This is a genomic window from Mesorhizobium sp. (assembly GCF_017306585.1).
In the GTDB taxonomy this organism is placed as follows: Bacteria; Pseudomonadota; Alphaproteobacteria; order Rhizobiales; family Rhizobiaceae; genus Mesorhizobium.
This window is the reverse complement of the sequence record NZ_JAFKIC010000183.1, coordinates 18643-30303: the sequence shown is the minus strand read 5'-3', so window position 1 is coordinate 30303 and position 11661 is coordinate 18643. Positions and strand designations below refer to the sequence as shown.

Sequence of the window (11661 nt, the reverse complement as noted above, 5' to 3'; positions counted from 1 at the left end):
ATAGGATGCCAGAAGTGCGGCCAGTTGCACGGCAACGACCATGAACAGGCCGTTGATGCCTTGGGCGGCCCCGCCAATCAGGATCAGCGACAGCACGCCTGAGGCGGAAATAAAGGCGATGCGGATGACGCTGTCGGCGCCGGGACTGGCGGCGTCATTCATCAGCGTATCGACAAAGGCCCAGAAGAACAGCACCGAAACGACCAGCAAGGCGGTAGCCAACGGCGCGACTACCACGACGTCTTGCAGATCGACGAGCCGAGCGCTCTCGACCGCCACTCCAAGCATGCCAAGTGCTGCCGCGGCACCGCGATTTCCGTCGATGCAAATCAGGGCGAGCAGGGCGAAGACGATCGCCCAATGCACAGACAGAAATGAGGTCAATAGGTGTCGCATCGTGATTCCTGCTTCGACAGGAATGACAGTGGGCTTTGCGCCGCGTCGCCGCAATGGAAACCATTTGTTAAGGTTAACGGCGATCCGGCGGCATACGCGTGTCCGCCGTCGGTCCTCCGGAAATGACGGATGGCGCGCGCCCGTCCCGGCTCAGGCGGCTCAATTCACCGGCGGATAGAGCGTATCGATGATCATGCGCGCATCGTGGCGTGAATCGAGCATGCCATAGGTGTTGCGCCACTGACCGGCGAGACGGGTTTCGACGAAGGCATCGGCGATCCGCCCTGCCCCCAGCCGGCGCAGTTCGGCCGCCGCGGCTGACAGCGCCAGTTGTTCCGTAAGCAGCCGGGCCGAGCCCTCGTCGGTCGACGCGACCTGCATTGCGGCCTTCAGCACGCCGATCGTGCCGCGCCCGCCGGCGCCGAGGTCGCGGTCTATGCCGGCCAGCACCTCTTCGAACAGGCCAGGCGCACGGCCGAGCACGCGCAGCACGTCGAGGGCCATCACATTGCCCGATCCTTCCCAGATCGCGTTGACCGGAGCTTCGCGATAGTAGCGGGCGAGCGGCGCCTCCTCGACATAGCCATTGCCGCCCAGGCACTCCATCGCTTCGTAGAGCAGCGGCGGTGCGATCTTGCAGACCCAGTATTTGACGACAGCCGTCATGGCGCGGGCGAACGCCGCCTCGCCGCGATCGCTGGCGGCCTCGTCGAAGGACCGCGCCAGCCGGAACGACAGCGCGGTCGCCGCGGCGACATCGAGCGCCATGTCGGCCAGCACGCGCTGCATCAGCGGCTGCTCGATCAGCGTGGCGCCGAACACCTGGCGGTGGCGGGCGTGATGGACGGCTTCGGCCAGGCCGGCACGCATGATCGCCGAGGAAGCCACGGCGCAGTCGAGCCGTGTCAGGGTCACCATGTCCATGATCGTCTTCACGCCGGCGCCGGGTTCGCCGACCATCTCGCCGATGGCGTTGACGAACTCCACTTCCGAGGAGGCGTTGGAGCGGTTGCCGAGCTTGTCCTTCAAGCGCTGAAAACGGAAGCCATTGCCAGACCCGTCACCGAGGACGCGCGGCACGAGGAAACAGGACAGGCCTTCCGGGGCCTGCGCCAGCACCAGGAAGGCATCTGACATGGGCGCCGACATGAACCATTTGTGCCCGGTCAGGCGATAGAACCCGCTGCCGGCGCGTTCGGCCCTCGTCACATTGGCGCGCACATCCGTGCCGCCCTGCTTCTCGGTCATACCCATGCCAAGCGTCAGCCCGGTCTTTTCGACCGGCGGCTTCTGGCTCTGATCGTATTTGCGCGTCGTCACGCGCGGCGCCCATTCGCGGAACAGTTTCGGGCTGGCCATCAATGCCGCCAGCGAGGCGCTGGTCATGGTGATGGGGCAAAGGTGGCCGGTCTCGAGTTCGGCGGTCAGGTAGAACCGCGCGGCGCGCACCTGGTGGCGGCGGCCGATCTCGGTGTCGCCGTTCTCCCAGACCGAGGAATGCAGCCCATTGGCCACGGAGCGGCGCATCAAGGCATGATAGGCGGGGTGGAATTCGACAAGGTCGATGCGCCGACCCTGCCGGTCGTGCGTCCTCAGCCTTGGCGTGTCGACATTGGCGAGCCGCACCAGTTCCTGCGCTTCCTGCGTCAGGACGAAACGGCCGAGCCCGTCGAGATCCTTGCGTACCGGATCGGAAAATCGTTCCGCGAGCTGGATCAGCAACGGATCGCCCCGCCAGGCGTTGCCGCCCGTCAGCGGCGGCGGCTGGTTCGTCACGTCGTCGGTCACGCCCAATCCTTTTGTCGGCCGAAAAGGTCCTTATCGTCGCGGAGCCACGAATCCAAGGCCGTCGGCTAGATATAGCCAAGCGTTGCTGCGCGCGCGACGAAAATACCGGCCGATCTAATCGGCTATCTCCACGAAAAAAATGAGGAGAACGACGCCAATCCAAAGCTGGTGCTTGCGGGCGCAAAATCCGCACCCTATAGCAGCCCCTTGAGATGACCGACGCTTCGTCCCTGCCGCTCTACCCCCACCGCCACCTTCTGGGCATCAGCGACCTTTCGCCTGGAGACATCGAGCTGTTGCTCGACCGGGCCGATCGGGCCGTCGCTATCTCGCGCCAGTCCGAGAAAAAGACCTCGACACTGCGCGGCCGCACCCAGATCAACCTCTTCTACGAAGCCTCGACGCGCACGCAGTCCTCGTTCGAACTGGCGGGAAAGCGTCTCGGCGCCGACGTCATGAATATGTCGGTGGCAAGTTCATCCGTGAAGAAGGGCGAAACGCTCATCGACACGGCAATGACGCTGAACGCCATGCGCCCCGACATCCTGATCATTCGCCACCAGTCGGCGGGCGCCGCGGCCTTGCTGGCGCAGAAAGTCGGCTGTTCCGTGGTCAATGCCGGCGACGGCGCGCATGAACACCCGACACAGGCGCTGCTCGATGCGCTGACCATCCGCCGCGCCAAGGGTCCGCTTTCGAAGCTGATCGTCGCGATCTGCGGCGACATCCTGCATTCGCGCGTGGCGCGCTCCAACATCATGCTGCTCAACGCGCTCGGCGCGCAGGTGCGGGTGGTAGCGCCCTCCACGCTCCTGCCCTCTGGTATCGACAGGATGGGCGTCATCGTCTGCCGCTCGATGGCGGAAGGGCTCAGGGATGCCGACGTGGTGATGATGCTGCGCCTGCAGCGCGAGCGCATGGAAGGCGCCTTCGTGCCCTCGACGCGCGAATATTTCCGCTATTTCGGCCTCGACGCCGAAAAGCTGAAAGCCGCCAAGCCCGATGCCCTGGTGATGCACCCCGGCCCGATGAACCGAGGCGTCGAGATCGCCTCGGAAATCGCCGACGGCCCGCAGAGCGTCATCCAGGAACAGGTGGAAATGGGTGTCGCCGTGCGCATGGCGGTGATGGAAGCGCTGCTTGATCCCCGTCGCAACCAGGAGGGCCGTGGCGAATGAGCATCACGGTCTTCGAACGCGCCAGGATTGTCGATCCTTCCCGTGGCATCGACGAGGTCGGGGCGGTCATCGTCGACGGCAGGAAGATCGCAGCAGCCGGCAAAGCGGCACTGAACCAGGGTACTCCTGAGGGCGCCGCCGTGATCGACTGCGCCGGCAAGGCGATCATTCCCGGCCTGATCGACGGCCGTGTCTTCATTGGCGAACCCGGCGGCGAGCATCGCGAGACCATCGCTTCGGCGAGTGTTGCGGCAGCGGCGGGCGGCGTGACCTCCGTCGTCATGATGCCCGATACCGACCCGGTCATCGACAATGTGGCGCTGGTCGAATTCGTGCTGCGCACGGCGCGCGACACCGCGAGCGTCAATATTTTTCCGGCGGCCGCCATCACCAAGGGTCTCGAAGGCCGCGAGATGACCGAGTTCGGGCTGCTGCGCGAGGCCGGCGCCGTCGCTTTCACCGACGGCCGCCACACCATCGCCAACGCGCTGGTCATGCGCCGTGCACTGACATATGCGCGCGATTTCGGCGCCACGATCGTCCATGAAACCCAGGACGCCGACCTTGGTTCATCAGGCGTCATGAACGAGGGCCTTTACGCGAGCTGGCTCGGCCTTTCCGGCATCCCGCGCGAAGCGGAATCCATTCCGCTCGAGCGTGATCTTGCTCTAGCACGGCTGACGCGCGGCTCCTATCACGCGGCAAAGATCTCTACGTCGATGGCCGCAAACGCCGTGGCACGCGCCAAGGCCGATGGTGCGACCGTGACTTCAGGCGTGTCGATCCACAATCTGTCGCTCAACGAGAACGATGTCGGCGAATACCGCACCTTCTTCCGGCTCACGCCGCCGCTGCGCGCCGAAGAAGACCGGCTGGCTGTCATCGAAGCGGTCAAGGATGGCACGATAGACATCATCGTCTCCTCGCACGACCCGCAGGATGTCGACACCAAGCGCCTGCCCTTCGCCGACGCCGCCGCCGGCGCCATCGGGCTGGAGACGCTTCTCGGGGCAGCGTTGCGGCTCTACCACAATGGCGATTTGCCTTTGCTTCGCCTGATCGAAACGCTGTCGACGGCGCCGGCGAGGCTGTTCGGACTGCCCGGCGGTACGCTGGAGCCGGGCGCGCAGGCCGATCTCGCCCTGGTCGATCTCGACGAGCCCTGGATCGTCAGCGAAAGCGGCATCCGCTCGCGCTCGAAAAACACCTGTTTCGAAGGCGCGCGGCTGCAAGGCAAGGTCTTGCAAACGCTGGTGGCGGGCCGCACAGTGTTCTCCGCCTGGGATAGTTGACCCGAATCTCGACATATCCTTGCGCCACCTGAAGCCGCGACAAGCAGGCTGAGGAAATGCGGGGGAAACAATGACTTATGGCCTGATCCTGGCGCTGGTGTTCGGCTATCTCCTCGGCTCGATCCCGTTCGGGCTGCTGCTGACGCGCGCGGCCGGCCTCGGCGATGTGCGCAAGATCGGTTCCGGCAATATCGGCGCCACCAACGTGCTGCGTACCGGCAACAAGGGGCTTGCCGCCGCCACACTTCTGCTCGACGCGCTGAAGGGCACGGCAGCCGTTCTGATCTCGGCGCATTTCGCGCCCGAGACAGCGGTGTGGGCCGGCCTCGGCGCCTTTCTCGGCCACCTCTTTCCGGTGTGGCTCGGCTTCAAGGGCGGCAAGGGCGTCGCCACCTATCTCGGCGTGCTGATCGGCCTTGCCTGGCCGGTGGCGCTGATCTTCGCGGTGGTCTGGCTGGCGATGGCGTTTCTGTTGCGCTACTCCTCGCTGGCGGCGCTGACGGCGGCCGTCATCGTGCCGATCGCCCTCTATTTCATGGGCACGCCTCAGGTTGCCCTGCTGTTCGTGGTGATGAGCGTCATCGTCTTCATCAAGCACCGTGCCAACATTTCCCGGTTGCTTGCCGGAACCGAAGGCAAGATCGGAGCCAAGGGGTGAGCGAGCACGCCACCGTGGTGAGCGAGCCTGCCGCCGGCCCGCGCCTCAGCGACCGGCAGCGGCTGAGCTGGCTGCGGCTGATCCGCACCCCGAATGTCGGCCCTGCTTCCTTCCGCGACCTGATCAATCGCTTCGGTTCGGCCGAGGTGGCGCTGGAAATGCTGCCCGAACTGATGATCTCAGGCGGCGCGAACCGGATCGTGCGCATCCCTTCGCCAGCCGAAGCCGAGGCCGAGATGGAAGCCGCCCGGCGAGCCGGCGCGCGCTTTGTCGGCATCGGGGAGGCCGACTATCCATCGCTGTTGCGCAACATGGACAACCCGCCGCCGCTGCTGGCGGTCAAGGGCAGAGGCACCGTGTTCCGCTTGCCGGGGATAGCCATTGTCGGCGCCCGCAACGCATCGCTGGCCGGCATCAAGATGGCGCGCATGCTGGCTGCCGATCTTGGGCGCGACGGCTATGGCATCGTGTCGGGACTGGCGCGCGGCATCGATACGGCCGCGCACCAGGGTAGTCTTGCGACCGGCACGATCGGTGTGCTGGCGGGAGGCCTCGACCTGCCCTACCCGCCCGAAAATGCGGGACTGTGCGACGAGATCGCCGAACGCGGCGCCATCATTTCGGAAATGCCGTTCGGCTGGCAACCGCGCGCGCAGGATTTTCCCCGGCGCAACCGCCTTGTCGCGGGTGCCTCTCTAGGGCTTGTCGTCGTCGAAGCGGCACAGCGATCGGGCTCCCTGATCAGCGCCAGGCTGGCGGGCGAAATGGGCCGGCTCGTCTTTGCCGTGCCCGGCTCCCCGCTCGACCCGCGCGCAGCCGGCACCAACGGCCTGCTTAAGGACGGCGCCACGCTCGTCACCGAGGCATCCGATGTTTCCAGGGCAATCGCGCCGCTGACCGGCATGCGGGCGCCCGAAGTGCCGCCATTCCAAGACCCGCCGGACTTTTCAGCCACGCCGCCACCCGGCGAAAGCGACCGCGCCAGGGTTATGGAGGCACTCGGACCAACTCCGGTGGCTGTCGACGAGATCATTCGCCACACCGGCCTGCATCCCGCTCAGGTCTTCATGGTGCTGCTGGAACTCGATCTCGCCGGCAGGCTCGAACGGCATGCAGGCGGTCATGTATCGCTGGTTTTCGGCGAAGGCTGACCGATACCTCAATGGGGCTTGCGGCCCTTCTGCCCCATCTCGGTGTAATCAGGCGTATTGGCTCCAAACATATCCCTCTCGACAGCCTTGCGCCAAACCGCGTCGGCGTCGTCGGCGCGCTGAGGCTCTTTCCCCGAACCGGGCTCATGCATGGTCGCCTCCGAGCGCCGCCTAAGCCAGGCTGGCATAAGTTCGCGCATGAGACTGGTGAATTGGGTCATTGTGAACTCCTTCCGCACGCCTGAACCGGAGGTGAAACGAGGCTCTCCGGCGTGCGTACCTCATCATGATCGCTCCGGCGACGTCTGCTCGCCTGCCAAGACTTGCCCACCTGCCCGGGTTAGGCCGTCCAGCCAGGCCAAGGTCTCGTTGACATCAGCCAGCGCGTAAGGGGCCGCGGTCGGTCCGCGTGGCCTTATGCGAACCGCGACGCCATCCATCTCGTTGACTGCTTCAAAGCCGTTCTCGTCGGAAGTGTCATCTCCCAGGAATACCGGTCGCCGGCCCCTGAAAGCGGGGGTTTGCATGAAGCGCCGGATCGCAGCTCCCTTCGCGGCCTCCAGCGGCATCAATTCGACACCGGCATTCCCGGCCAGCACGCGGTATCCCTCCGGCAGTCCGGCCAACGCCCGCTGGACCAGTTCGGTGGCCCGCTCAAGCAGATGCGGAGCCGCGCGCGTATGGATGGCGAGTATCGGCCCCTTTCGTTCTATATAGATGTCGGCGCTGTCCAGTTCGGTGGCGATTTCGGTAGCGAGCGCAGCGATATCGGCCGGTTCGCCGGCGGCTTCGACCGGACCGTCCCGCGTAAGCCTGTGTTCCAGCCCGTAGAGACCGGCGGCACGCAGTTTGAGCGGCCGAAAGAGATGGTCGGCGGCAGCGATCGACCGTCCCGTTACGAAAGCGAGTGCTCCGTCCAGCTGGGCGTCGAGCCCCGCCAGAAGGCTACGCAACTCGTCACCGACGACCACCGCGTCTGGGTGCGCGGCGTGCTCCAGGAGCGTGCCGTCAATGTCGAGGAACAGAGCCCATGGACCTTGGGGAACGGCGGGCGCGATCCGGTCGGATGAGAGCGGCATCACAGCGACGCTACGCGTTTGCGGTCGAGGAGCGAGATTACGTTGTCGGGAGAACCGGGAGCGGAACCGACCGCGCGATCGACAGCGTCGCGTTTGCGCAACCGCGAGGCATCGAGAAGCATGCTTCCCGCCCATCGATAGACATTGTTGTCTCGAACGATTTCGCGCATGCGCCGCATGCGCTGGCGCTGCTCTTCGGGCGACATGGTCAAGCCCTGGAGCAGCGCCTCACCCATCATGGCCGCGTCATAGGGATTGACGATCAGCGCTTCCAGCAACTCCTTGGACGCCCCAGCGAACATGCTGAGCAACAAGACGCCCTGCTCATCCTCGCGTGCCGCGACAAACTCCTTGGCCACAAGGTTCATGCCGTCATGCAAGCTCGTGACCATGCAGACGTCGGCGGCACGATAGATCTCGTAGACCTGCGCCTGGGAGTGATGTTCAGTAATCAGCACCACAGGCGTGTAGCCATCGCGGCCATAGCGCTGGTTCAGTTCCCCGGCGTGGGACAAGCACTCCTCATACAGTTGCTGATAGGCTGGCAAGGTACCGCGGCTGGGTGCGGCGATCTGCAGGAACGCCACTTTGCCAATCCATTCCGGATGAAGTTTCAGCAACTCATCCAGTGCAATGAGCCGGTCGAGGATGCCTTTGGTATAGTCAAGGCGTTCGACCCCCACGCACAGCCGGACATCGTCGGAGAGGCCGAATTTCCGGCGGATAAGCTGGCGACATTCCGCGACCGCGGGAAGCCTGTCCAAAAGTGGAGGGTCCCATTCGATCGAGATGGGATAGGCATGCACGAGACTGATCCGGCCGCCGTAAGAGATTGAGGATTCCTCGCGCTCGATCCTGCTCTCGAGAAAGCGGTCGACGCTCTCGATGAAGTTGTTGCAATGAAACTGGGTGTGAAACCCCACGATGGAGCTGCCAAGCAGGCCCTCGAGAATCTTCTCGCGCCACGGGCAGATGCTGAACACCTCTGAATTCGGCCATGGAATATGCCAGAAAGTGATGACGATCGCTTCCGGCAGGCGCTCGCGGATCATTCGGGGCAGCAATGCGAAATGGTAATCCTGGACGAGCACGATCGGCCGCTCGTTGCGTGCCTCGGCGACGACCGTGTCGGCGAATTTGCGATTGACCGCTTCATAGGTTTCCCAGTCGGATGCCCGGAATACCGGCCGGGTAAAAGCTATGTGGCAGAGTGGCCAGAGGCCTTCATTCGCGAAACCGAGATAATAGCCCCGCTGTTCTTCCTCGCTGAGCCAGACCCGGCGCAACGTATAGGACGGATTTTCCGGCGGCACCTCGACCCGGTCATTCGCATCGACGACCGACGCATCGGCCGAGCCGCCACCATGGGCGATCCATGTACCCGCGCAGGCACGGGTAATCGGTTCAAGAGCCGAGACCAGTCCGCTCGCCGGCACGACCAGTTCGATCTCTTCGCCCTTGCGGTTGTGGATGTATGGCTCGCGATTCGAGACAACGATCACCTGCGCATCGGGAAGTTCCCTGGCCAAGATGTGGCGCAGCGTGTCAGGCGACCATTCCACCAAAGCCGCGGCGGCTGATTGCCCATTCTTCTCGAATTCGGGGAGAAGCGCGCGAACGGGATTCGATTTCGCCTCTCCCGCTTTTTCCACCTTGGCGGCATTCGCCCCTTTAGCTCGCCTGATCTGCGAGGCCCTTGTCGCAAGCAGCATGATGAGAATACCCGCCAATGCCAGAACAAGAAGCCATAGTGCGAATGAAGGAACAGGAAGGTAAGGACTGGTATCTGGCATTGGAAATCGGGGGCCTTTCAATGGGATACGGAAATGCGCTCATCGGAGCTCCTGTCCCATAGCGTGACTGTCCAACGTCACCCGGGCGCGATGGTTCCGTTTTTTCAACTCCTGACCACGAGCGGGACCAGGCCTTCATGCGTATCCGCCAGGAAAGCGCCAACACGGTCGCCAACGCGTTGGAATGTCAGATCCACCGCCACCTGCCCAACAGAAAGATGGCGAACCACGAGGCTATCGATGCCGATCGGCAGGCGCGGGCGGGTGACATGGATCTCGTTCGTCCAGCCATCGATCTTCAAGCCGAGACAGGCTTGCATCAGCAGGAAGGCGGAGCCGGCAGACCATGCCTGCGGCAGGCAGGCTACCGGATAGGCGATAGGCGCTTCGCCGGCCGCTCGTGTGAAGCCGCAGAAGAGTTCGGGCAACCGCATGTTGAAATGGACAGCGGATTCGAAAGTCCCGCTCATCAGCCGCACAACGCTATCGCGAATGCCATAGCGCGCCAGTCCGGCGGCACAGATGGCAGTGTCGTGCGGCCAGATGGAACCGTTGTGGTAGGACATAGGATTGAAGAAGATCGCGTCGTCGGCCAGCGTTCTCAGGCCCCAGCCGGAGTTGAACGAAGCCGACAGCAACTGGTCGGCGACCAGGCGGGCGCGGTCCGGCTCGGGAAGGCCGACATAAAGCAAGTGGCCGGCATTGGACGTACGAACCTTGCAGGTTTGGCCATCGCCATCCAGCGCCAACGCATAATAGCCGAGGTCTTCCATCCAGAAATGGCTTTCGACCTTCTGGCGAATCTCGTCGGCGCGCAATTCCCAACCCTCGGCCCGCTCCGTCTCGCCGCGCAGCCGCGCGAGTTTCGCCAATCCCCGGAATGCCGCAAAGACATATCCCTGGACCTCGACCAGAGCGATCGGTCCCTTGGGAATGCGACCATCGGCATGAAAAACGGAATCGAAACTGTCCTTCCAGCCCTGATTGGCGAGGCCGGATTCGGCGGCGCGCTGATAGGTGAGGAATCCCGTCGAGCGGCTTGCCGTTTCCACCCACTCGGCCGCGGCGCACAGCGATGGCCAGAGGCCGTCGATGAAGGCCATGTCTCCGGTGCGATCGGCATAAGCACAGGCAAGATGGATGTAGAGAGGGGTCGTGTCGACGCCGCCATAGTAACGGCCGAAGGGCAACTCGCTGAGTGCCGCCATCTCGCCCTTGCGGGTCTCGTGCATGATCTTGCCGGGTTCGGAATCGCTGAACGGAGACGTCTCGGTCGCCTGGTGCTCCGCGAGAAAAGCAAGGACGCCCCTGGCAAGGCCAGTATTCAGCCAAAGCATCTGCAGGGCTGAGATCACGCCATCCCGACCAAAGGCGGTGGAGAACCAAGGAATGCCGGCATATGGATACGGACCCGTCGCCAATTCGGTGGTGAGCAGCGCCACATCCGCACGGGCCCGCTCCATCCAGTCGTTGAAGACGCGGCCTGAACTGTGCAGCGTCGCGCCATGCCGCCGCTTGGCGCGCATGCCGAAGCGAGCGCGGGCCGCGGCCGCGCGAAACCTTGCATTATCGGGACGATCGGCCGTCGTATCCCCGACTTCCACGTAAAACGTCTGACTGCCGCGTTTGACGACGGCAATCGAGAAATCCGCCCGGTCGGAGGTCAGTTTGTCGGGCGTCCTTGAGAAGGATATCGCCGATGTCCGCACCACCTTGTCGAGACCTTCGTAGCGCAACACGACCGAATTCTGGTCGATCTCGGCCGTATGCGCGATTCCGCGCTTCGCACGGGTCGAGCCCCTAACCTCGAACATGTCGCGGAAATCGACGGCGAAGCGTAGCGACAGCCGGATCGTCGAATGTTCCCGGCTGTAATTGGAAAGCGTTATGCGCTCGTACAGCCTCTCCTGCCACAGGAGCCGAACGCGTTCGATATGGATGGCGCCTTGCGGTATCTGACGCCCCACGGTGCTCTCGATCGGCAGGTTTGTAAGATTGGCGGTGAAAAGCACATTGTCCTGGCTCAACGACGCCCCGAGCAACGAGGTAGAGCGCCCACCAACGGTCAGGCTGAATTCCGAAAGCACACGGGTATCATCGCGGAAAAATCCGTCACCGACGCCGCGTATATCACCATAGGCATCGGCAACCGCGAAACAGTCGCCATGCTTGAGGGCGAACAGTCGATGGGGTTCCCGTGGCGCCGTTTCGTCGAGCGATGCCAACGCTATGGCTGGATCAAGCTTGCGCTCGTCAAGGGGGCTGGTCGTAACAAGCTGGCTGGTTGTCAAAGGACTGTCCCTGTTCGTTGCCGACGGCGGCGCCG

Annotated in this window: 10 protein-coding genes; 4 read left to right on the top strand and 6 right to left on the bottom strand. The window is 63.8% G+C overall.

The annotated features are described in order from the left end of the window. Nucleotides 1-396 (bottom strand): hypothetical protein (locus tag J0I79_RS22170; RefSeq protein ID WP_292863975.1); only part of this gene is annotated, 396 nt, incomplete at its 3' end. Between the two features lie 159 nt (nucleotides 397-555). Beyond that, nucleotides 556-2184, bottom strand: coding sequence for a DNA alkylation response protein (locus tag J0I79_RS22165; protein WP_292863969.1), 1629 nt, complete (start codon nucleotides 2182-2184; stop codon nucleotides 556-558). A 212-nt stretch (nucleotides 2185-2396) separates the two neighbouring features. Here J0I79_RS22165 and J0I79_RS22160 point away from each other — a divergent pair, with 212 nt between their 5' ends. The 4 genes from J0I79_RS22160 to dprA all read left to right on the top strand — a co-directional run bounded on the left by J0I79_RS22160 (nucleotide 2397) and on the right by dprA (nucleotide 6463). After that, complete coding sequence (locus tag J0I79_RS22160; RefSeq protein WP_292863966.1) at nucleotides 2397-3362, top strand: aspartate carbamoyltransferase catalytic subunit; 966 nt, start codon at nucleotides 2397-2399, stop codon at nucleotides 3360-3362. Beyond that, a complete protein-coding gene (locus J0I79_RS22155) occupies nucleotides 3359-4654 on the top strand; it encodes a dihydroorotase (protein WP_292863963.1) in 1296 nt (431 codons plus the stop codon). Before J0I79_RS22160 ends, J0I79_RS22155 begins: the two co-directional genes overlap by 4 nt. Before the next feature lie 70 nt (nucleotides 4655-4724). Continuing rightward, complete coding sequence (plsY, locus tag J0I79_RS22150) at nucleotides 4725-5312, top strand: glycerol-3-phosphate 1-O-acyltransferase PlsY (RefSeq protein ID WP_292863960.1); 588 nt, start codon at nucleotides 4725-4727, stop codon at nucleotides 5310-5312. 17 nt (nucleotides 5313-5329) lie between these two features. Continuing rightward, a complete protein-coding gene (gene dprA / locus J0I79_RS22145) occupies nucleotides 5330-6463 on the top strand; it encodes a DNA-processing protein DprA (protein ID WP_292863972.1) in 1134 nt (377 codons plus the stop codon). A gap of 8 nt (nucleotides 6464-6471) precedes the next feature. On the opposite strand, the gene J0I79_RS22140 is transcribed toward dprA, so the two are convergent. The 4 genes from J0I79_RS22140 to J0I79_RS22125 all read right to left on the bottom strand — a co-directional run bounded on the left by J0I79_RS22140 (nucleotide 6472) and on the right by J0I79_RS22125 (nucleotide 11626). Then, nucleotides 6472-6684, bottom strand: a complete 213-nt coding sequence (locus J0I79_RS22140) for a hypothetical protein (protein WP_292863958.1) — start codon at nucleotides 6682-6684, stop codon at nucleotides 6472-6474. 63 nt (nucleotides 6685-6747) lie between these two features. Further along, on the bottom strand, nucleotides 6748-7542 hold the full coding sequence (otsB, locus tag J0I79_RS22135; RefSeq protein ID WP_292863955.1) for a trehalose-phosphatase: 795 nt from the start codon (nucleotides 7540-7542) through the stop codon (nucleotides 6748-6750). Beyond that, on the bottom strand, nucleotides 7542-9335 hold the full coding sequence (locus tag J0I79_RS22130; RefSeq protein ID WP_292863952.1) for a trehalose-6-phosphate synthase: 1794 nt from the start codon (nucleotides 9333-9335) through the stop codon (nucleotides 7542-7544). Before J0I79_RS22130 ends, otsB begins: the two co-directional genes overlap by 1 nt. Nucleotides 9336-9439: 104 nt before the next feature. After that, nucleotides 9440-11626, bottom strand: a complete 2187-nt coding sequence (locus J0I79_RS22125) for an amylo-alpha-1,6-glucosidase (protein ID WP_292863949.1) — start codon at nucleotides 11624-11626, stop codon at nucleotides 9440-9442. Nucleotides 11627-11661 lie beyond the last annotated feature (35 nt).

Excerpts from the sequence above, each read along its gene's own strand:
- J0I79_RS22160 (WP_292863966.1), top strand. The coding sequence starts at position 2,397 with ATGACCGACGCTTCGTCCCTGCCGCTCTACCCCCACCGCCACCTTCTG.
- J0I79_RS22155 (WP_292863963.1), top strand. The coding sequence starts at position 3,359 with ATGAGCATCACGGTCTTCGAACGCGCCAGGATTGTCGATCCTTCCCGT.
- plsY (WP_292863960.1), top strand. The coding sequence starts at position 4,725 with ATGACTTATGGCCTGATCCTGGCGCTGGTGTTCGGCTATCTCCTCGGC.
- J0I79_RS22140 (WP_292863958.1), bottom strand. The coding sequence starts at position 6,684 with ATGACCCAATTCACCAGTCTCATGCGCGAACTTATGCCAGCCTGGCTT.
- otsB (WP_292863955.1), bottom strand. The coding sequence starts at position 7,542 with ATGCCGCTCTCATCCGACCGGATCGCGCCCGCCGTTCCCCAAGGTCCA.
- J0I79_RS22130 (WP_292863952.1), bottom strand. The coding sequence starts at position 9,335 with ATGCCAGATACCAGTCCTTACCTTCCTGTTCCTTCATTCGCACTATGG.